We start from the raw sequence: 21,672 nt of genomic DNA on the forward strand, positions 1-21,672 counted from the left end.
ATGGCTTTTAATAAGAATCTAAGAAGACTCAGAATCAAAAAAAGTATCCGAAGAAAAATCTCCGGTACTGATTCTAGACCTCGTTTGTCAGTATTTAAAAGCAATACTGGTATATACGCACAGCTGGTAGATGACCTTAAGGGTCATACCCTTGCCCATGCCTCCTCCAAAGAAATTGGAACAGCTAAGAATATCACTGTTTCTTTGTCCAAGGAAGTTGGTAAGAAGCTTGCGGAAAGAGCTGCAACGAAAGGTGTCACTGAAGTCGTTTTCGATAGAAGTGGATACATTTATCATGGTAATGTTAAAGCTCTTGCCGAAGGCGCAAGGGAAGGTGGCCTTAAATTTTAATAGATATTATGTCTCAGTTAAGAAGAAAACCCATTAGGGCAACAGATACAGAATTAAAAGAGAAAGTAGTAGCTATCAACCGTGTTGCTAAGGTAGTAAAGGGTGGTAGAAGATTTTCTTTTTCTGCAATTGTGGTTGTTGGTGACGGCAACGGAGTTGTAGGTTATGGTTTGGGAAAAGCAAACGAAGTAACTGACGCCATTACCAAAGGCATTGAAGATGCGAAGAAAAATTTGGTAAGGGTACCGATTTTGAAAGGAACCATTCCACATGACCAACTTGGCAAGTATGGAGGCGGATTTGTATTGATCAAACCAGCAGCACCTGGTACAGGAGTAATTGCAGGTGGTGCGATGCGTGCCGTTCTTGAGAGTGCCGGTGTTACAGATGTATTGGCCAAGTCAAAAGGATCTTCTAATCCACACAACGTGGTAAAAGCGACTATTGATGCACTGGTACAGTTGAGGGATGCAATTGCTGTCAGTCAGCAACGCGGTGTGAAAATGTCAAAAGTTTTTAACGGATAAGAAGATGGCGAAGATCAAAATAACTCAGGTTAAAAGCACCATTAAAAGACCTAAGGATCAAAAGGCAACGATTATCGCTTTGGGACTTGGTAAAATCAACAGGACTGTGGAGGTTGAAAACAACCCTGCAATCGCTGGTATGGTAAGAAAAGTAAGTCACCTTGTAAAAGTGGAGGAAGCTTAATTATGAAATTACATACACTTAAACCTGCTGAAGGTTCGATAAAATCCAGAAAAAGAATAGGTAGGGGCCAAGGCTCAGGTAGAGGTGGTACTTCTACCAGAGGCCATAAAGGCGCCAAATCCAGATCTGGTTATAAAACAAAGCTTGGATTTGAAGGTGGTCAAATGCCTCTTCAAAGAAGGGTTCCTAAGTTTGGGTTCAAAAACTTAAACAAAGTAGTTTACAAACCCATCAACTTGAACGTGCTTCAAGATTTGGCTGCGCAGCATAATTTAGAGACGATTACTATGGAAACTTTGGTTAACCATGGTCTAGTTTCTAGAAAGGATGTTGTAAAAGTCTTGGGTAGTGGCGAACTTACAGCCAAATTAAATGTAAGTGTCCACTCTTTCTCAGCTTCAGCTGTAGAAGCAATAGAAAAAGTTGGCGGAACAGTAAACAAGCTTTAATTAGATGAAAAAGTTTATCTCAACAGTTAAGAATATCTTTTCTATTGAAGATTTGAGGATCCGTATCCTGAATACAATCGGTTTTCTGGTTGTATTCAGATTAGGGTCTTTTATCGTACTACCAGGTGTAGATCCTTCTAAATTGGGAGATGCACCAGAAGGTATCTTTGGCCTGATTGACACATTTCTAGGTGGTGCTTTTAGCAATGCATCCATCTTCGGTTTGGGGATCATGCCATATATATCTGCTTCCATCGTGTTGCAGTTATTAACTGTTGGTGTACCCTACTTTCAGAAATTACAAAAAGAGGGAGAATCCGGAAGGAAAAGAATCAATCAAATCACAAGGGTGCTCACGATTGCCATTACGGTTGCACAGGGTATTGGTTATATTACGGCCACTATATTGCCGACCGGGGCTGTTATGGTAAGCACTTCTTTGTTTATGTTCAGTTCATTGGTACTGCTTTCTGCGGGAACCATGTTTTGTATGTGGTTGGGTGAAAAGATTACTGAAAAGGGAATCGGTAATGGTATTTCCATGCTGATCATGATCGGTATCATTTCTAGATTTCCTGGAGCAATCATTGCAGAAGTGTTATCAAAAGGTACTTCAGGAATGCTCTTATTGTTGCTTGAAGCCGCGGTATTGTTCTTCGTAGTATTGGGAACAGTAGCCCTGACAGAAGCAACTAGAAGAATTCCTGTTCAATATGCCAAGCAGGTAGTGGGTGGAAAGGTGTATGGTGGTCAGCGTCAGTATATACCGATTAAAGTGAACGCTTCGGGTGTAATGCCGATCATCTTTGCACAGTCATTGATGTTCTTACCGGCACTTATTGCACAGATATGGTCTGAAGACAATGACATTGCCAATTACATTGGAAGCACATTCAGTGACTTTACATCTTGGCAGTACAATTTGGTATTTGCCATCATGATTATTCTTTTCACTTTCTTCTATACAGCTATTACTGTAAACCCAGAACAAATCGCTGAAGATCTGAAAAGAAATGGAGGATTTGTACCGGGAATAAAACCGGGTGCACCTACTTCAGATTTCATTGATAATATCATATCCAGGATTACATTGCCTGGGTCCATCCTGTTGTCAGTGGTGGCAATTCTTCCAGCCTTTGCGATATTGGCAGGTGTTGGAGGAGAGTTTGCCCAGTTCTATGGAGGTACTTCCTTGCTGATTATGGTGGGGGTTATTATGGATACCCTTAGACAAATTGAAAGTTACCTATTGATGAGACATTACGAAGGAATGATGAAAAGTGGCAACATGAAAAACAATCCTTCAAATTATGCAGCTGCAATATGATTCATTATAAGACTTCTGAGGAAGTTCTAAAGATCAAAGAAAGCGCGCAGATATTAGGTAAAGCTCACGGTGAAGTAGCAAAATATATTAAAGAAGGTGTAAAGACATCCTTCCTGGACAAAATAGCAGAAGAGTACATCAGAGATAATGACGGTGTACCTTCTTTTAAAGGTTACAACGGTTTCCCTGCATCACTCTGTATCTCCGTTAACGAGGTGGTGGTTCATGGTTTCCCTAGTGATTATGTATTGAAAGATGGCGATATAATCTCAGTGGATTGTGGAGTCTTTCACCAAGGTTTTCATAGCGATTGTGCTTATACTTACCCTGTCGGTGAAGTCTCCCCCCAAGTATTATCATTGCTTCATGCAACAAAAGAATCTCTTTATTTAGGTATTGAGAAAGCTATTTTTGGAAATCGTATTGGTGACATAGGCAATGCCATTCAAAAGTTTGTAGAAGCAAAGGGTTACACTGTTGTTCGCGAGCTGGTTGGTCATGGTTTGGGCAGGAATCTTCATGAAGCTCCTGAAGTCCCGAATTATGGAAAAAGAGGAAGTGGTGTTTTGATGAAAGATGGTCTGGTAATTGCCATCGAGCCTATGGTCAACTTAGGAACCAGAAATATTGTTCAGGAAAGAGATGGTTGGACGATCCGTACTGCGGATAGAAAACCCTCGGCGCACTATGAGCATACTGTAGCCATCTTTGAGGACAGAACCGAAATATTGACTACGCACCAGTACATAGAAGAAAATTTTAAATTCTAAATATGGCAAAGCAGACATCTATAGAACAAGATGGTACGATTGTGGAAGCATTGTCTAATGCAATGTTTAAAGTGGAACTTGAGAATGGGCATCAATTGATTGCTCATATTTCGGGTAAAATGAGAATGAATTACATCAAGATCCTTCCTGGTGACAAAGTGAAACTGGAATTGTCACCTTACGATCTGACAAAAGGTAGAATCGTTTACAGATATAAATAAAATGTCATGAAAGTTAAGGCATCAATCAAGAAGAGAAGCGTTGACTGTAAAGTTATCAGGAGAAAAGGTAAGCTTTACGTCATCAATAAAAAGAATCCTAAGTTTAAACAAAGACAAGGTTAATCATTATGGCAAGAATTGCAGGTGTTGACATACCAGACAACAAACGTGGTGAAATAGGCCTAACTTATATCTTCGGTATAGGTAAAAGTTCTGCCAGGGCGATCCTGGAAAAGGCAAGTATTTCTTTCGATAAAAAAGTAGGTGAGTGGGATGATGATGAATCTACCGCTATCCGTAACATTATTTCTGCGGAGTACAGAACAGAAGGTGCACTGAAATCAGAAATTCAGTTGAACATCAAAAGATTGATGGATATCGGTTGTTACAGAGGTTTGAGACACAGAAAAGGACTTCCTGTAAGGGGTCAAAAAACCAAAAACAACGCTAGAACTAGAAAAGGTAAGAGAAAGACTGTTGCTAATAAAAAGAAGGCAACTAAATAAATCTTGAATTAGATTATGGCTCAGAAAAGAAACGATAAAGCTAAAGGTAAAAAAAGAGTAGTTAAAGTAGAAGCGGTAGGCCAGGCCCATATCAAAGCTTCCTTTAATAACATCATCATCTCTATTACCAATAATTCTGGTCAGGTGATTTCTTGGGCTTCTGCCGGTAAAATGGGATTCAGAGGTTCAAAGAAAAATACACCTTATGCTGCGCAAATGGCTGCCCAAAACTGTGGACAAGTTGCGTACGATCTGGGATTGAGAAAAATTGAGGTTTTTGTAAAAGGACCTGGGGCAGGACGTGAATCTGCTATCAGAACCTTACAAAATGTTGGTTTAGATGTAACTACGATCATCGATGTGACGCCGCTTCCTCATAACGGCTGTCGTCCTCCAAAACGTAGAAGAGTTTAATTTCTTAAAGAAGATATAGAATGGCAAGATATACAGGTCCAAAGGCAAAAATCGCCAGAAGATTCGGTGAGCCTATCGAAGGATACAGCAAAGCTCTCCAGAAAAAGAACTACCCTCCTGGCCAACATGGAAGGGGAAGAAGAAAAAAGCAGTCTGAATATGCAATTCAGCTTGCTGAGAAGCAAAAAGCAAAATACATCTACGGTGTATTGGAAAGACAATTCGCTAAAATGTTTGGAATTGCTTCAAGAAAACAAGGTATCACAGGTGAAAACCTTCTGCAATTGTTGGAGTCCAGATTGGACAACACGGTTTACAGAATGGGAATTGCACCTACCAGAAGAGGCGCCAGACAGTTGGTTTCCCATAAACATATCCTTGTCAATGGGGAGTTAGTCAATATTCCTTCTTATACCTTAAAGCCAGGTGATATGGTAAGTGTAAGGGAGCGTTCGAAATCTTTGGAAGCCATCACCAATAGTTTGGCCGGAAAAAGTAACCGTTATCCTTGGATAGAGTGGGATAACACCTCTTTAGCAGGTAAGTTTGTATCAGTTCCCACACGGGATGACATTCCTGAGAATATCAAGGAACAACTGATTGTCGAACTCTACTCTAAATAATTAACTTTCAGACTTAAATAGAACTATTGATATGTCCATATTAGCGTTTCAAATGCCCGAGAAAGTGGTGATGGAAAAAGCCGATGACTTCCACGGCCTTTTCACCTTCAAGCCACTTGAAAAGGGCTACGGGGTTACTATTGGTAATGCTTTGAGAAGGATTTTATTATCCTCACTTGAAGGTTATGCCATCACTTCTGTGAAACTACCGGGAGTGGTCCATGAATTTTCCACTATCGAGGGTGTTGTTGAAGACGTGACTGATATTATCCTTAACCTGAAGCAGGTTAGGCTCAAAAAGTTGCATGATTCCATTGATGGAAAAATCACTGTTGAACTTAAAAATCAGTCAGTTTTTACAGCTGGGGATATCGCCAAGTTCACCTCTTCCTACGAGGTTTTGAATCCGGAATTGATTATTTGCCACCTCGACGAAACCAAGAGTTTTGAAATAGAATTGACGGTCGAAAAAGGCAGAGGCTATCTTCCAGCAGAGGAATCCAAGCCAAAAGAACAGGTATTTGGGGTAATTCCTATTGATGCTATCTTTACGCCAATCAAGAACGTCAAGTATAGCGTAGAAAATACAAGGGTAGAACAAAAGACTGACTTTGAAAAATTGATTATAGAAGTTACGACTGATGGTTCCATTCACCCTGAGAAAGCGTTGCAGGAATCTGCAAAGATCCTGATCCAACATTTCATGTTATTTTCTGATCAAACCATGGTATTGGACACAGGTGGTATTTCAGAGCCTGAGCCTATAGATGAAGAGTTTTTGCACATGAGAAAGCTTTTGAAAACTCCTCTCGGGGATCTCGATCTTTCTGTACGTGCGTTCAACTGTTTGAAAGCTGCAGATGTGAAGACATTGGGTGATTTGGCCAAGTTGGAAATTTCTGACATGATGAAATTCAGAAACTTTGGAAAAAAATCCCTTGCTGAACTGGAGCAGTTGATCCAAGAAAAAGGCTTGACCTTCGGAATGGATTTGTCTAAGTATAAACTTGATGAAGAATAAATAAAATGAGACACGGTAAGAAATTCAATCACCTTGGCAGGACAGCCAGTCACAGGAAGGCCATGCTTTCCAATATGGCTACTTCCCTGATTCTTCACAAGCGTATTTCTACTACGCTTGCCAAGGCCAAGGAGCTTAAAAAATATGTAGAGCCTTTGATTACAAGGGCAAAAGAAGATACTACCCACAACAGAAGGGTGGCTTTTTCCTACCTACAGAACAAAGAAGGAATTAAGGCCTTATTTGGTGAAGTAGTAGAGAAAGTAGGTAGCAGAGCAGGAGGATACACCAGAATTATCAAAACAGGATTCCGTCTTGGGGATAATGCTGAAATGTGTATCATCGAATTGGTAGATTTCAACGAATTGATGTTGAAAGAAGCCAAGCCAGCCAAGAAGACCACTAGAAGAAGTAGAAGAGGTGGTGCAGGAAAAGCAACTCCCGCTGCGGGTTCACAGGAAACAACAGAAGTTAAGGCTGATGAAACACCTGCTGCTGAAGTAAAGGAAACACCGGAAGCAAAGGCGGATGATACGCCTGCTGCTGATGACAAGAAAGAAGAAAAATCCGGCGAATAATTTATGTTGGATATTTCAAAATATAAAAGGGGTTGAACTTTGGTTCAATCCCTTTTTTTATATCCTTTTGATTTTACGAAGACAGAAACATCAAAATTCCTTAACTTTGACGAGTTCATATAAAAACCATGAATAAACAAAAAGCAACCCTTCTTCTTGCAGACGGTACTCTTTTTAAAGGTACACTTATTGGCAGTCCAGGTACAAACGGTGGTGAGATATGTTTCAATACAGGTATGACCGGATACCAAGAAATTTATACGGATCCTTCCTATACAGGACAGATTGTAGTGACTACTACATCTCATATCGGTAATTATGGAGTGATAGACACGGAAGTAGAATCAGATCATCCAAGCATTTCCGGAATCGTGGTCAATAGCTTTTCTGAGGGATTCAGCCGGCTTGATGCCAGTGGTTCTCTTCAGGACTATCTTGTCCAATATGGTATCACGGGTATTGCAGATATCGATACACGTATGTTAGTTAGGCATATTCGTTCCAAAGGAGCAATGAATGCCATCATCAGTTCAGAATATGAGGATGACCTAGCAGGATTAAAGGCACAATTAAACCTTGTTCCTGATATGGATGGCCTGGAACTCTCATCCAAGGTCTGTACCAAGGAACCCTTTTATTTCGGAGAAGAAGATGCACCTTATAAGGTAGCCTGTTTGGACTTTGGAATTAAATTGAATATTCTTCGCAGCCTTGCAGAGCGTGGAGTTTATTGTAAAGTGTTTCCTGCCAAAACGACTTTAGATGAAATGGCGGCATGGAATCCTGATGGATATTTCTTGTCCAATGGCCCGGGAGATCCTGCAGTCATGGACTATGCTGTCAAAACGACCAAGGATATCCTTGCTACCAATAAACCAGTATTTGGGATTTGTTTGGGACATCAGATTTTGGCTGAATCCTGTGGAGTATCTACATACAAGATGCACCATGGCCACAGAGGGCTTAACCATCCTATCAAAAATATCCTTACAGGGAAAAGTGAAATTACTTCCCAAAACCACGGTTTTGTGGTCAAAAGAGAGGATGTTGAAAAAAGCGAACAGGTAGAAATTACCCATGTTCATCTCAATGACAATACTGTTGCCGGGATTAAATTGAAAAACAAACCCGCTTTTTCCGTACAATACCACCCAGAATCTTCTCCTGGGCCACACGATTCGAGGTATTTATTCGATGATTTTATATCTTTAATGCAGAAATAATTATACTCTTAAACCTTAACAATTATGACTTTGATTCAATCCATTCACGCCAGACAAATTTTGGACTCCAGAGGGAACCCTACCATTGAGGTAGATGTGGTAACCGAAAACGGTGCCTTTGGCCGTGCTGCAGTACCTAGTGGTGCATCTACAGGTGCAAACGAAGCGGTGGAGCTTCGTGATGGCGATAAATCCAAATACCTTGGAAAAGGAGTATTAAAAGCGGTTTCCAATGTGAATGATGTGATTGCCCCTGAATTGTTGGGCATGGATATATTCGAACAAAACACCATTGACCAGATCATGATCGACCTGGATGGAACGGCTAATAAAAGTAAATTGGGAGCCAATGCCATTTTGGGTGTTTCGCTGGCTGTCGCCAAAGCAGCAGCTATGGAGGCAGGGCAACCCCTCTACCGATATGTAGGCGGTGTCAATGCCAATACGCTTCCCGTTCCCATGATGAATATCATCAATGGCGGTTCTCACTCTGATGCACCTATAGCTTTCCAGGAGTTTATGGTAAGGCCAGTAGGAGCAGCTAATTTTACAGAAGCTATCCGAATGGGCTGTGAAATTTTCCACCACCTTAAAAAGATCCTTCATGATAAGAACTTAAGTACGGCGGTAGGTGATGAGGGTGGTTTCGCTCCTAACTTCTCTGGTGGAACTGAAGAAGCATTAGGATGTATTCTGGACGCCATCAAGAATGCCGGCTACAAAGCTGGAGAAGAGGTGACCATAGCTTTGGATTGTGCGGCTTCTGAGTTTTTCAAAGATGGAAAATACGATTACAGCAAATTTGAGGGTCCTACCGGGAAAGTAAGAAGCAGAGAAGAGCAAGTCGCATACTTGGCTGATCTTACAGAAAAATATCCCATTGATTCCATAGAAGATGGTTTTGCTGAGGATGATTGGGATGGATGGGCTATGCTTAATGCCAAAATTGGTGATAAAATTCAATTGGTTGGCGATGATCTATTGGTGACCAATGTCAAGTTTTTGGAAAGAGGGATCAAAGAAAAATCTGCCAACTCCATATTGATTAAAGTGAATCAGATCGGAACCTTGACTGAAACATTGAATACCATCGCTATGGCACATAAGGCGGGTTGGACTTGCGTCATGTCCCACAGGTCCGGTGAGACAGAAGACTCTACTATCGCTGACCTTGCAGTGGCCACCAATTGCGGACAGATCAAAACAGGTTCTGCTTCCAGATCAGACAGAATGGCGAAATACAACCAATTGTTGAGAATTGAAGAGCAATTAGGAGATTCTTCCATATTCCCCAACAAGAAGTAAAAATTCATTAAAACTTAAGTAAGGTGGCCAATTTGGCCACCTTTTTTTATTCTTTTGGAGTCAAAGAATTTGTTGTCAAATGATTCTACGGCCAACCAAGGTATTTTCATTCGTGTAATTCCTTTCATTTTTTTATCTTTCCCCTGAAACTAAATCAACAATTTATGAGAAATATTTGGATGTTTTTTGTGCTTTTTTTGCTTAGTACAAGCATTAAGGCGCAAGTAGAACCCCTTTGGATACGCTACCCGGCCATTTCCCCTGATGGCAAAGAGATTGTATTCAGCTATAAAGGGGATATCTTTAAAGTCAATGCTATGGGAGGGACTGCTGTGCCCCTTACTCTGCATGATGCGCATGATTTTATGCCAGTATGGAGCCCGGACGGAAAGCAAATAGCTTTTGCCAGTGACAGGTTTGGTAATTTTGATGTTTTCATTATTCCTTCCAATGGAGGGAAAGCCAATCGGTTGACTTATCATTCAGGGAATGATCTGCCTTGGGATTTCACCCCGGACGGAAAGAATGTAGTTTTTTCCTCCCCAAGAAATGACCTATACAGTTCGGTAAGGTTCCCAAATAAGGGCCTTTTTGGAAAATTGTATAGGGTACCTGTAGAAGGAGGGAGAAGTGTATTGCTTTCCACTGCAGGCTTTCAATCTGCCAGTTATGATCCCTCCGGAAGTAGGATCGTTTTTCAGGACAGAAAGGGTTATGAAGATGAGTGGAGAAAGCACCATACCTCTTCTGTGACCCGGGACATTTGGGTTTTTGATATAAAGGAAAATACTTACGAACAAATCAGCGATTTCGAAGGAGAGGACAGGGAGCCACTATTTTCTGCTGACGGGCAGTCTGTGTTTTATTTGAGTGAGAAAAAAGGTTCGCAGAATATATTCAAAAGAAACCTAGAGACTGGCCAAGAGCAACAATTGACCAGCTTCCAAGACCATCCAGTAAGACATCTGAGCCAATCCAATACAGATGTTCTGAGTTTTTCATGGAATGGAGAACTCTATACTTTGAGTCCGGGGCAGGAACCACAAAAAGTAAAGGTGGAAATTTTTGCAGATTTCAGTGGTAAGGATCAGCGTATTGTTTCTGTGAGTGGCGGTGCTACCGAAATGGCCCTGTCTCCAAATGGAAAAGAAATTGCTTTTGTCTTCAGAGGAGAAGTTTTTGTTACCTCTGTGGATAACAATATGACCAAAAGGGTCACCAACACACCTGCCCAGGAACGCATGGTAAGCTGGGGGAAAGATGGAAGGACCTTGTATTATTCTACAGAAAGAGGGGAGAGTTGGGACATTTATCAGGCATCTATCATGAGAGCAGCAGAGCCCTATTTCTTTGCAGCTACACTGATCAGGGAGGAACCTGTGATCGCTACTGACAAAGATGAGTTTCAGCCAGTAGTTTCGCCTGACGGTAAAGAAATCGCATACTTGGAAGAACGCAACATTTTGAAAGTGTTCAATTTGGCAAATAAAACTTCCAGGACCATCATTCCTTCAGGAGAGAATTTCTCTTATAGCGACGGAGATCAGGATTTTACATGGAGTCCGGACAGTAAGTGGCTTGTAGCCAGAAATTCTCTTGGTCTCTATGGCGCCAGCCATATGGTATTGTATGATGCTGCTGGAAATAAAGAATATGTGAATTTGACAAATAGTGGTTTTTCAGATGGTAGGGGTCAGTTTGCAATGAATGGAAAGGCTTTGATCTGGGCCAATGATAAAGATGGGAAGAAGCCTTTGGCCTTACAAGGTGCAAGAGAGCTTGATATTTATGCTTTATTCTTTGATCAGGCAGCATTTGATAGGTTCAGGTTGAGCAAAGATGAATACGAGTTGCTAAAAGAAGGTGAGAAAGAAGATGCTGAAAAGGATAAAGAGAAGGAACCTCTGGTATTTGATCTCAGTGATATTGAGAACCGTAAATTGCGATTGACTCCAGGATCTTTGAATTTATCCTCTTTCGATATGTCTCCAGATGGGGACAAAGTGTATTTTATGGCCAGTTTTGAAGATAAATATGATGTATGGTCTCTGGATACCCGTACAAAGGAATTGAAATCATTGGCCAGGACCAATTCAGGTCCAGGTACAGTGAAATTGGATAAGGAGGGGAAAAACTTGTTCGTTTTGGCCAATGGCAGACTATCCAAAATAGAAACAGGAAATGGAAAGCTTTCCAATATAGGAATCAGTGAGGAAATGGTACTAGATGCCGCAGCAGAGCGGGAATACATCTTCCATCATGCATGGAGGCAGGTTCAAAAGAAATTCTATGACCCGGAACTACATGGTGTTGATTGGGAGATGTATAGGCAAGCCTATGCCAGATTTTTACCTCATGTCAACAATAATTATGATTTTCAGGAACTATTGAGCGAAATCCTTGGCGAATTGAATGGTTCCCATACTGGGGGGAGGTACTCCCACCGGCCGGAAAATGGTGATCAGACTGCTTCTTTGGGATTGTTTTACGACGAGAGCTCTATGGACGAAGGACTGCTTATCAAGGAAGTCATCAAGGGTGGTCCATTGGATAAAGCAGGTAGTAAAGTTAGAGAAGGCCATGTAATTGAGAAAATTGATGGAATTGCTTTGGGTACCGATATCGATTGGAACATGACACTCAACCGAAAGGCGGATAAAAATGTGTTATTGTCATTTTACGATCCGAAAACAAATACGCGTTGGGAAGAGACAGTGAAACCGATTTCCCAAGGGGAAGAAAATAACCTTTTGTACAAGAGATGGGTAGAAACTATGCGGGCGATGGTAGAGGAATTGAGTGATGGGAGGCTTGGTTATGTACATGTTCGGGGAATGAATGACAATAGCTTCCGTACGGTTTATGATGAGGTTTTGGGTAAAAATGCGGACAAGGAAGCTTTGATTGTGGATACACGCTTCAATGGAGGGGGTTGGTTGCATGAGGACCTTTCCACTTTTCTGGATGGTAAGCCTTACGCAACTTTCAGACCCTATGGTTTTATTGCCAGAGGCGGGGAGCCTAGGGACAAGTGGTCAAGACCCTCTGTGGTTTTGATGAGTGAAAGCAATTATTCCGACGCCCATGCTTTCCCATATGCTTACCGCGCCAAAGGAATTGGCAAACTGATTGGTATGCCGGTACCAGGGACCAGTACAGCGGTATGGTGGGAGACACAAATAGATCCGACTATCGTGTTTGGGATTCCAATGATTGCCTTTTATGGCATTGAGGAAGACAGACCATTAGAAAATTTGCAATTAGAGCCAGATATTCAGGTAGCCACGCCTTTTGAGGAAATACTTTATGGTAAAGATGCGCAGATAGAAGCAGCAGTGAAGGAGCTGTTGATTGAAATCAAATGAAATAGATAAGATTAGATTAGTGAAAAAGCTATCCTGAATTTCAGGATAGCTTACTTATTTCTGTGGATGCAATCACTTAAATATCTTTATGTTGTGTGTTTTTAAGTGTGGCCTAATCATTTTCTCTGGCCAGTTGCTCTCTTACAATTTCTTCCTGCCTCATTCTCCTGGAAATTTCCTGGGCATAGGTTCTTCCTTTCTTGTAACCATAATCTGTAAAAGCTTTTCCCGCCCAAAATCTTGCATTTTCCAGATCATTCATCACTTCGTATCCCAAAGCGATATTGTGGCATAATCTGCCACCTGTTTTGCTGTTATTCGTTTGATTCAGACCCATATGCCATGTATCAAGTGCTTCCTCCCACTGATTAACTTGGGCAAACCTTGAACCCCTTCCAAGGGCTGGATTAGATTTTGGTTTTTCGTACATGGTCCTTCTTATGGATACATTCATAGGGGCAATTCTATGTGCATAACTTGCCCCTGCCATTCTCCCAACATACTGAGTCGCCCTGACTTTATCAATTAGCAGTGTAGCCGCCTGCGTTCTTGTTTCCGCTTCTGCGGACCAGAGATTGGTTTTATCATAATTAAACTGATCAAATATGTTTTTTGAGCGGGGATCATAAAATCTAAATCCCGCATTGACAGATGCCACTCCTTCCATATATACCCCCATTACTTCTACTTCCTTGGCATCCCTTCCCGAACCTTGGGTGATTTTCACCATCTGTCTTTTGTCGGTGACAATAAAGTCAGAGGAGAATTTTTCCAAAACCAATACGGCATCTACATCATATTGGGAGCAAAGTCTTTCTATTTCTCCCCACAACAATGGTGCAGGGAACGTTTGTGCAAACAATCCTCCCCTTAACCTTTCTCTTGCCCGGATGACTTCAAATCTGGGAGAAGTATTCAGAACCTGTTGGGCCCTAGTCAAAGTTGCCTCTGCTGCGTTCTTAACTTCAAATGGCGCTTCCCCGGTAAGTATTCCTTCAATGATTGCCAAGCTTTCATTCTGTGGCGCTGTTCTGTCTACAAGCAATAAGCGCTGAATATAAGTAGGGACACTGATTTCGGCCGGAACCATCCGGTTTAAGGTTACTGTTTTACTACAAGAATTCAACAGGGCTAAAACAGCAAGCGTAATTAGAGGCAGATATTTTGGTCTCATTTGATAAAGATTGCATAATTCCCTGAATAATGGAAAATAATTTTCAGGGAATCAATGGACCATTACTGTTGTTTAATTTTGGATTTAAACAATACTTCATAATCCCTTTCTATTTCACTTCTGTTGGGGGATATCCAAAGATTTCCTTCCTGATCCACAAATTCAATCCTTCCCAGATTTCCAGGTATTTCTAAGGGGTTAAGGCTTCCGTCTTCTGCTACCAGGGCCCATTCTGTCTTGTTTTTCTGTCCAACGGCATTGAACATCTCCTGGAAATCATCAATGCCTTCGGTAGCACGTTCATATTCTTCATCTGAAAGACCTTTGGAGTAACCCAGCAGCAGCTTACCATTAGTCCAGTACAGGTGGTTGATGGACCCATAGGCAAACTCCCGGGTATCAAAACTTATAACATCCCTATCAACTGATTTAGGATCCTTTCCTTTCATTAATTGAAAGTTGTTTATTTGAAGCTGGATTTCGTTTGAAGGATTATTCAGGTCTCCCCAGGTGTAGAAAAAAAGCTTCGGTTCATTTTTGAAACCAATGTAAATACCATCTACAGTACTTCTAAGTACAGGAATGGTATTGGTTACCGGGAAAAGTTCGGAGGCTTTGAATCTTGAATTTTCAGGGAAAGGTATAATCGCTGAATAGGTACCATTGGAAAGGTCAATGGTTTCTAATTTGGTAACTTCTGTCGATTCAAAAAAACCAGAACCTTCACTATTTCTTCCACCCAATAAAGCAACAGCATAATCTGGGTTTCTAAACTGAAAAACATCAGCATTGAGGATGATGAAATTCATCGCTGGGTTGAAATCAGGCTTAAACTGTTCCTTCAGATTACCTTGAAAGTCAAAAATGGAAAGGCCTTTCACCCCTAAAAGGGCTATTTCATCATTATTTCTGAACTGAGGTCTACCCATCAAGTTTGGACCAATGCTTTCAGGTTGATCTCCGGTTTTCCGGAGTTTTTGGATTACTTGGCCTTCTTGGTCAATGAGAATTATTTCTGACCTTTGATGATCCATGGCCAGAAATTTTTTGCCATCTGGACTGATATGGGACCAGGAAAGTAAACCAATGTAATTCACCACCAAGGAATCGGTTATCTCAAGTTCAAAAGCCTGTTTTGACAGGTCTTTATTTTCATTACTTTCTGGTTTATTACAGGCCCATATTAGCAGTAGGACAGCATAGTAGCCAAACTTTAGGTTCTTACACATAATAACATCAAATTATTTCTTGGCCAATCTAAATAGATGAGCTGCATACTTTTTGTTTTCCAGCAGTTCCTCTGAAAGCATGATGCTACTCTCATCCAGTGCAATTACTTCGTATTCTTTTTTGGAGGATACGACCTCGACCGGTGATTTTCGAATTTTTATTTCCACAAATATCCTCCCGTTTTTTTCAAAAATATCTGTTTCTGGATTTACCTGGATCAGGGAAACATTTTCCGCAATGGTATATTTGGCGCCAAAAGCGTTTCTATTGATGACCATTCGGGAGGAACTTCTTAGGTCGTTGTCCAAAAAAGCCTGTTTGACAGTCATCAGGTCCATTTGTACATCAGGGTGCCTATATAAGACCGCATGGTAACTGACCAAGCGTCCAAACATACCAGCATCATCAGGCAACCTGTTTTCTATCCAAACATGCGTGGCGCCACGGATGGCAGCTTCTTCCAAGAGCTTTTTCTTGGCCCTGTTGTTCAATGCATTCATCGCCGAGAATATCGTAACACCTCTGGCTTTGGCGTAGGCATCGCCTATTTCTATAAAGCCCTTGGTGTCAGAATGGCTTCTTAGCTGCTGAATGTCAGATGCAGTAGTAAATCCTGTGATGGGTTTGGTTCCAATTAATTGAGCAATGGAGGGAGATATTACCCCTAAGTTAAAAATCAGAAATAAGAAAAAGGTGAACTTCAATTTTATCTTCATTGTGTTTTTAGTTTTCCAAAACTAAGAGATCAATGTACTGAAAACAATAAAATTAGGTTAAATTTTTTGATATTTATATTAAAATGTCTATCTCCAAGTATTCAAGACCTCGTCTTTTCTTCCTATTTGATAAAGCTGGGAACCTCTCCCCCAAATTAGCATGAGATGGGGCTTTCCTACCTACAGAACTAAATGTTGGGTATGCTGATTTCGGACAAAGCCATTTGGTTTATGCTAATGTTCTTGAAAAAAGAGTCAAGGCAAGTGAAAAGAAAATTTCTTAAGGGTAAAAGTGCTAAAAATTTTACCATAAAAAAGGTCAGCAATATAAGATGCTGACCGGAGTTTTACTTGAATCCAAAATTAAAATTATTTTTCAGACAATATGCTGATAGATTTTTCAAGTTTTGCCATTTCATCATTCATTGATTTTTTGAAAATTTTCCATTGAGTAGGATCTTGATTTACATGTCCTTGAACCATTGATTTAATTTCAAGATTTCGTTTGTTCAATTCATATAGTTCTTTGTTATATTTAAATTGTATCGAATCATTCATTGGTTTCACCTTCTTTTTTAAATAGTTTAAGGTCTGATTATTTTTCAAAAATCGTACTTCAATGATAGAAGCGTAAGAAAAATAATCTATTAAAGAATCTATTTCAACGGTTTTTCTCACTGATGCCGTTTTTATGACAATAGCATCCACCTTGATTGGCTCTTTTTTTGGTCTATTGTTTTCATTTGCCGGTGAACAATTCATCATGCCAAGTGATATGAATCCTCCGATAATGGCTATTTTAAGTATTCCCTTGCGCATCTTTGTTTGTTTTTGATGTTATCAATTCATTTTTCACTATTCTGATTTTAAGGTGTATGAGTGGATTTAGAGTAAAAGTTAAAAAAGTACCACACAACCTTCAATCACCCAAAATCTGGTTGTGTGGTATAGATAATTGAACCTCAGTACATTTAAAAAATATAATGGCTTTTACTTTTGGTTCCGGTAATTTCCAGTGCTGGATATAATTCCCGATATCTACTTAACAAAAGTCCGATATTTAAACACAGAAAGTGTTGTAGGTTTTCCAGCAATTATTGCAAAAATCATTCATTTTTAAGGCTACTTTTACGAAGTGCCCTCATTTGCTTAAAAAAAGAAGGTGTGAGCCCAGTTATTTTTTTGAATTGATTGGAAAGATGGGATACACTGCTATAGTCCAACCGATAAGAAATCTCTGTAAGGTTAAGTTCATCGTAAAGCAGTAATTCTTTCACTTTTTCGATTTTGTGAAAAATGATGAATTGTTGAATGGTAATGCCTTGGACCTCAGAAAAAATATTTGATAAATAAGTGTAATCATATTCAAGCTTTTCACTGAGGAATTCAGAAAAGTTGACTTTGGGGACAGAAGTAGAATGGTGGATCAAATCAATAATTACATTTTTTATTCTTTCGATCATAACAGCCCTCTTATCATCGAGTAATTCAAGGCCAATATTTTTCAAATTTTCCCTTAAGGTTTCCCTTTGCTGTTCTGAAATTTTTTCAAATATCTCTACTTCCCCCAATATGACATTGACATACCTTATCCCTAGCTTTCTTAGCTCTTCCTTTACTACCATGATACAGCGTAAGCTGACCATATATTTGATATAAATCTTTAAATTTCCCACATGTTCCTTAAATTACTCATTATTCGGCTCTTAATAAAAAATTATCTTTATTAAAAGGAGGCTCTTGGTAGACATTTGCATAGCTGATTGATTTTTCTAAAATTTTTTTAAGCTTTTGAAAATCATTGGGTTTGTGAATGTATACATTTGCACCATTGAGAAAACTTTCTTCCATGTCGTTTTCTGATGACGATGTGGAATAAATGGCAACAGATACCTCCTTGAATTTTTTATTCCCCCTTATCTCCTTTAAGCATTCCAGCCCATTTTTTTTTGGCATATTGATGTCCAAAAACAAGATATGTGGAAGGTTTTCAAGTGCAGTTCTTTTCAAAAATTCCATAAGTTCTACGCCGTCTGCTACAGTCATTACAGATGTACTGGCTTTCAATTCATCAAAAGCCTCTTCAAAAAGCAGCCTGTCTGCTTCATCGTCATCTGCTAGTAAGATTTTAAGAGGTTTTTCGTTCATTATTTTGCTGGTATATAAATGTTAAACGTAGTTCCCTTATTTATTTCGCTTCTCGCATTGATAAAACCATTGTGGTTTTCAATTATTTTTTTGACAATAGCAAGACCTATCCCTGTGCCTGGATATTCGTCTTTACTATGAAGTTTTTCAAAAACTTCAAAAACCCTATTCCCATATTCTTGATCAAATCCAATCCCGTTATCTGAGAATACAATATGGCAATAAAGTTTTTGGTTTAAATTTCCTATGTTTTTTATATCTTCTTTACTTACCAATTCAGAGGATATTTTGATAAGTGGAGGTAAATTGGGTTTGGCAAATTTTATGGAATTACTGATCAAGTTTTGCATCAATTGCCTGAACTGAAATGGGATAACGCTTACTGTACACATTTCTTGAATTACAACGGAAGCTTTTTTTTCTTCCAATTTCTCCTTCATTTCAACTTGCACATCTTTGATAATGTCCAAAAGGTTGAGGTTTTCAAATTTTCTTTCAACTGAATTTAAGCTGGTAAAAGTCAGTAATTCCTCTATGAGCGATTGCATCCGATTGGCTGACTTTTGCATATATTCAAAATAGACCTTTCCCTTTGCGGATAAATTCTTCACTTCTTTATCAAGAATTCTGTCTGCAAAAGTCTGTATCTTTCTAAGGGGCTCCTGTAAGTCATGACTGGAAACGTAGGCAAAAGCTTCCAGTTCCTTGTTCATTCTCCCAAGTTCATTATTTTTTTCTGATAGTGCCTTATTGGATTGATCAAGTTGTTTTGTTCTTTCTAAAACTGCTTTTTCTAATTTCAGACTATAGATTTTTGTTTTCTCTATATCCTTCGTAAAAACCTCTAATTCATTTTTTTGGATTTTCATGGCATCGGTTATATCATTAAAGGAAAGCAGGATCAATTGTTCCCCATGGCTTTTTTGGACGATACGGCTTGCATTGAGCAAAAAAACTTTTTCTCCTATCCTTGGGAAGGCATGGGTTATCTTAAAGTCAGTAAATGAGGAGTTTTTGGGTATAATATGCTCAAGTAATTCTCTTAAGCTCGGAATGTTCCATTGTTTGTCTTCGAGGTCAAGTAAACGCTTTTCTACGATCTCATTTTCCTTGAGCTGAAAAAACCTGAAAAAGGCTTTATTTGCTGTCTTGATAAAGAGGTTTTTATCTAGCACTATCATTGGCTCATGCAGTGTGGCAATGATGGCATTGGAAAATTCATAAGATTCATTCAGCAGTTCATTTCGGGTCTGTAGTTCTTGATTTGTGGTAATCAATTCCTCATTAGAGGATTCGAGCTCCTCCTTTGAGGTTTCCAGTTCTTCATTTACTGTCTGCAGTTCCTCATTGCTGGAGACTACTTCTTCATTGGCACTTTGCAGTTCTTCTATAAATCCTTCCTGCTCTTGTGAAAGTTCAATTGCATCTGCCTGCGCTGCAGCAAGTTCTTCTTCAAGCTGCTTGATTATCTTTTCTTTATTTTCTAAAATCGAGGTCTGTAAATCATCAGTTCCATTCCCTTGTAGCGCACTGTATATCTGATCGTGTTGCCGAAAAACAATAAGCACCAATTGCTCATCTATTTCAATGCTCAGTGGGGAAATTTCTATGCTGACGACAAAATCAGTGTTGTTTAGTTTCAATTTAATTCCGCCTTTTCGGATTGGCAGATTGGTTTTAATTGATTTGGAAATTAGGTTTCGTAAGTGAAAGGCTAACCCTTTTCGTGCCAATTTGAGGATGTTCAGCGAGGCTTTTCCTGAAATGTGTGAAAAGTATAGATCCGTTTCTCCCCTAAATTGAATAATTTCTAAATGCTGATTGATCACAACGCAAGCGGGAAGGAAGTCATTCAAGAGTGCTTCATCTAATGCCTGATCCAAACTTTTTTTGCTTTCCAAGGATCTGACTCTTGTAGTTCCCGCTATACTATAAGGCTTTACAGATGGTTTTACAGCTTTTGCACTTTTTGAAGCGAGTACCGGTAATGTAGTAGGGTTAATGTTGTTATTCCTTGAATAGATTCTGTATTTTTTGTTGACTATTGAAAAAAGATTTGCCGATGAGCTGATGGTTTCCGCCTTACCCAGCATCAAATAGCCGGATTCATTCAGTGCGTAATGGAAGGTGGCCAAAAGCCTTTTTTGAGCAGGGATATCCAGGTAAATAAACAGATTCCTACAACTGATAAAATCAATTCTGGAAAAAGGAGGATCTTTCAATACATCGTGTGGTGCGTAAACACAGATATCCCGGATTATTTTAGCTACCCTGAATTTGTTGCCATTTTCTGTAAAAAAACGTTGAAGACGTTTGGGAGATACAGATTTGAGTTCGTTTCTGGAGTACTCTCCAATCCTTGCTTTCTTGATAACTTTCTCACTTAGATCAGTAGCAAACATTTGTACAGGGATGTGAGTGCCTGTCTTTTCCTGAACTTCAAGAATCATCATGGCAATGGACAATGCTTCTTCACCCGAAGAACAGGCTGGAACCCATACCCGGAATGTTTCTTCACCTCTCCTTGACTCCAGTAGTCTGGGCAGGAGTTTGTCTTTTAGATACCTATAGCTGTCTGAATCCCTAAAAAAGCTGGTTACATTGATCAATAGGTCCTGATAAAGCGTTTCTAATTCCTGTTTTTTTTCCTCCACCAGTAATAAGTAAGACTTGAGGTCTTCCACTTTGTTAAGGAGCATTCTACGGAGTATCCTCCTTTTCACTGTCTTGGATTTGTACAAGGAAAAGTCCACACCGGATAACATTTGCAGCTTTTTTATGATAATGCTCAGATGGGGGTCATCATCATCAATGAGGTCTTCTTCTCTTGTATTTTTTTCTGATGTATCGGTCAACGGGTGCTGACTGATACGGTTCAATTCAAGTGCAATTTCAACAGGTGATAAAATATAATCCACAATACCTTCAGAAATTGCAGACTTGGGCATGCTGTTAAATTTGGCGGATTCATCTTGTGCAAATGTGAGCCCTCCATTTTCTTTGATGGATTTCATACCAATGGTTCCGTCCGTAGCACTGCCACTGAGTATTACCCCGATTACATTCTTTCCCTGTGAGTTAGACAGTGATGTAAAAAGAATGTCAATAGGGAAATTGAATTTTGGCTTTTCAGGCCTTGGGCTTAATATAATATGGCCTTTTTCTACAGCAATCTCTTTGTCCGGAGGTATAATGTAAAAATAATTGGGTTTGATCAAAACTTTGTTCTCTACTTCCTGAACAGTCATATTGGTGATTTTGGACAGTAGGGAAGTAAGCATACTTTTATGATCAGGACTGAGGTGCTGAACAAAAATAAATGCCATCCCCGTATCAGGAGCCAAATATTTCAATATTTCTGAAATCGCTTCCAGTCCACCCGCTGAAGCACCGATTGCGACTATCGGGAAATCGGCCGCTTTCACCAATTCCGGGGAAGAATCCAATGTCATGTTATCTTTGTTGGACAGTTTCATGCTGATTTCATCAATAATCTTTGGCAGTATCCCAATAATGGGATGAATTGTTTGAACCTTTTAG

General features: G+C 39.8%; 23 protein-coding genes. 16 read left to right on the forward strand and 7 right to left on the reverse strand.

Annotated features, from left to right (window positions below):
* The 16 genes from rplR to QZT73_RS08615 all read left to right on the forward strand — a co-directional run bounded on the left by rplR (position 1) and on the right by QZT73_RS08615 (position 12,864).
* Positions 1-351, forward strand: a complete 351-nt coding sequence (gene rplR, locus QZT73_RS08540) for a 50S ribosomal protein L18 (RefSeq protein ID WP_291780556.1) — start codon at positions 1-3, stop codon at positions 349-351.
* Positions 352-359: 8 nt separating this feature from the next.
* On the forward strand, positions 360-878 hold the full coding sequence (gene rpsE / locus QZT73_RS08545) for a 30S ribosomal protein S5 (protein WP_291780560.1): 519 nt from the start codon (positions 360-362) through the stop codon (positions 876-878).
* A 4-nt stretch (positions 879-882) separates the two neighbouring features.
* A complete protein-coding gene (gene rpmD, locus QZT73_RS08550) occupies positions 883-1,062 on the forward strand; it encodes a 50S ribosomal protein L30 (protein ID WP_009183363.1) in 180 nt (59 codons plus the stop codon).
* Positions 1,063-1,064: 2 nt separating this feature from the next.
* A complete protein-coding gene (rplO, locus tag QZT73_RS08555; protein WP_291780565.1) occupies positions 1,065-1,511 on the forward strand; it encodes a 50S ribosomal protein L15 in 447 nt (148 codons plus the stop codon).
* Positions 1,512-1,515: 4 nt separating this feature from the next.
* Positions 1,516-2,838: a preprotein translocase subunit SecY gene (gene secY, locus QZT73_RS08560; RefSeq protein ID WP_291780568.1), complete on the forward strand. Its 1,323-nt coding sequence runs from the start codon at positions 1,516-1,518 to the stop codon at positions 2,836-2,838.
* Positions 2,835-3,608: a type I methionyl aminopeptidase gene (map, locus tag QZT73_RS08565; protein WP_291780571.1), complete on the forward strand. Its 774-nt coding sequence runs from the start codon at positions 2,835-2,837 to the stop codon at positions 3,606-3,608. Before secY ends, map begins: the two co-directional genes overlap by 4 nt.
* Positions 3,609-3,610: 2 nt before the next feature.
* Positions 3,611-3,829 (forward strand): translation initiation factor IF-1, encoded by a 219-nt coding sequence (gene infA, locus QZT73_RS08570; protein ID WP_219290765.1) that lies wholly within the window; start codon positions 3,611-3,613, stop codon positions 3,827-3,829.
* 6 nt (positions 3,830-3,835) lie between these two features.
* On the forward strand, positions 3,836-3,952 hold the full coding sequence (gene rpmJ / locus QZT73_RS08575) for a 50S ribosomal protein L36 (protein ID WP_009034194.1): 117 nt from the start codon (positions 3,836-3,838) through the stop codon (positions 3,950-3,952).
* 5 nt (positions 3,953-3,957) lie between these two features.
* Entirely contained in the window at positions 3,958-4,335 is a 378-nt protein-coding gene (gene rpsM, locus QZT73_RS08580) for a 30S ribosomal protein S13 (RefSeq protein WP_291780579.1), read from the forward strand.
* A 15-nt stretch (positions 4,336-4,350) separates the two neighbouring features.
* Positions 4,351-4,749 (forward strand): 30S ribosomal protein S11, encoded by a 399-nt coding sequence (gene rpsK / locus QZT73_RS08585; RefSeq protein WP_009034192.1) that lies wholly within the window; start codon positions 4,351-4,353, stop codon positions 4,747-4,749.
* 20 nt (positions 4,750-4,769) lie between these two features.
* On the forward strand, positions 4,770-5,372 hold the full coding sequence (gene rpsD, locus QZT73_RS08590; RefSeq protein WP_291780583.1) for a 30S ribosomal protein S4: 603 nt from the start codon (positions 4,770-4,772) through the stop codon (positions 5,370-5,372).
* A gap of 31 nt (positions 5,373-5,403) precedes the next feature.
* The gene (locus tag QZT73_RS08595) at positions 5,404-6,393 is read left to right on the forward strand and encodes a DNA-directed RNA polymerase subunit alpha (protein ID WP_291780586.1); all 990 of its coding nucleotides are present in this window, start codon (positions 5,404-5,406) and stop codon (positions 6,391-6,393) included.
* A gap of 5 nt (positions 6,394-6,398) precedes the next feature.
* On the forward strand, positions 6,399-6,971 hold the full coding sequence (gene rplQ, locus QZT73_RS08600; protein ID WP_291780589.1) for a 50S ribosomal protein L17: 573 nt from the start codon (positions 6,399-6,401) through the stop codon (positions 6,969-6,971).
* Between the two features lie 128 nt (positions 6,972-7,099).
* Positions 7,100-8,194: a glutamine-hydrolyzing carbamoyl-phosphate synthase small subunit gene (carA, locus tag QZT73_RS08605; RefSeq protein ID WP_291780594.1), complete on the forward strand. Its 1,095-nt coding sequence runs from the start codon at positions 7,100-7,102 to the stop codon at positions 8,192-8,194.
* 24 nt (positions 8,195-8,218) lie between these two features.
* Complete coding sequence (gene eno / locus QZT73_RS08610) at positions 8,219-9,499, forward strand: phosphopyruvate hydratase (protein WP_291780597.1); 1,281 nt, start codon at positions 8,219-8,221, stop codon at positions 9,497-9,499.
* 164 nt (positions 9,500-9,663) lie between these two features.
* Positions 9,664-12,864 carry a S41 family peptidase gene (locus QZT73_RS08615; protein WP_291787643.1) on the forward strand — a complete coding sequence of 1,067 codons (3,201 nt, stop codon included), beginning with the start codon at positions 9,664-9,666 and terminating at the stop codon, positions 12,862-12,864.
* Between the two features lie 112 nt (positions 12,865-12,976).
* Here QZT73_RS08615 and QZT73_RS08620 read toward each other — a convergent pair whose 3' ends face one another.
* The 7 genes from QZT73_RS08620 to QZT73_RS08650 all read right to left on the reverse strand — a co-directional run bounded on the left by QZT73_RS08620 (position 12,977) and on the right by QZT73_RS08650 (position 21,608).
* A complete protein-coding gene (locus QZT73_RS08620) occupies positions 12,977-14,038 on the reverse strand; it encodes a DUF6340 family protein (RefSeq protein WP_291787645.1) in 1,062 nt (353 codons plus the stop codon).
* Between the two features lie 62 nt (positions 14,039-14,100).
* Positions 14,101-15,267: a hypothetical protein gene (locus QZT73_RS08625; RefSeq protein ID WP_291787647.1), complete on the reverse strand. Its 1,167-nt coding sequence runs from the start codon at positions 15,265-15,267 to the stop codon at positions 14,101-14,103.
* A 12-nt stretch (positions 15,268-15,279) separates the two neighbouring features.
* A complete protein-coding gene (locus QZT73_RS08630) occupies positions 15,280-15,984 on the reverse strand; it encodes a hypothetical protein (RefSeq protein WP_291780607.1) in 705 nt (234 codons plus the stop codon).
* Positions 15,985-16,353: 369 nt separating this feature from the next.
* Positions 16,354-16,803: a hypothetical protein gene (locus QZT73_RS08635; protein ID WP_291787650.1), complete on the reverse strand. Its 450-nt coding sequence runs from the start codon at positions 16,801-16,803 to the stop codon at positions 16,354-16,356.
* A gap of 287 nt (positions 16,804-17,090) precedes the next feature.
* The gene (locus QZT73_RS08640; protein WP_291780613.1) at positions 17,091-17,630 is read right to left on the reverse strand and encodes an AraC family transcriptional regulator; all 540 of its coding nucleotides are present in this window, start codon (positions 17,628-17,630) and stop codon (positions 17,091-17,093) included.
* Positions 17,631-17,679: 49 nt separating this feature from the next.
* Complete coding sequence (locus tag QZT73_RS08645) at positions 17,680-18,132, reverse strand: response regulator (protein WP_291787652.1); 453 nt, start codon at positions 18,130-18,132, stop codon at positions 17,680-17,682.
* The gene (locus QZT73_RS08650; protein ID WP_291787654.1) at positions 18,132-21,608 is read right to left on the reverse strand and encodes a chemotaxis protein CheB; all 3,477 of its coding nucleotides are present in this window, start codon (positions 21,606-21,608) and stop codon (positions 18,132-18,134) included. The genes QZT73_RS08645 and QZT73_RS08650 overlap by 1 nt, the downstream gene beginning before the upstream one ends.
* Between the last annotated feature and the right edge of the window lie 64 nt (positions 21,609-21,672).

This window comes from Cecembia sp., from assembly GCF_007126775.1.
Lineage (GTDB): Bacteria > Bacteroidota > Bacteroidia > Cytophagales > Cyclobacteriaceae > Cecembia.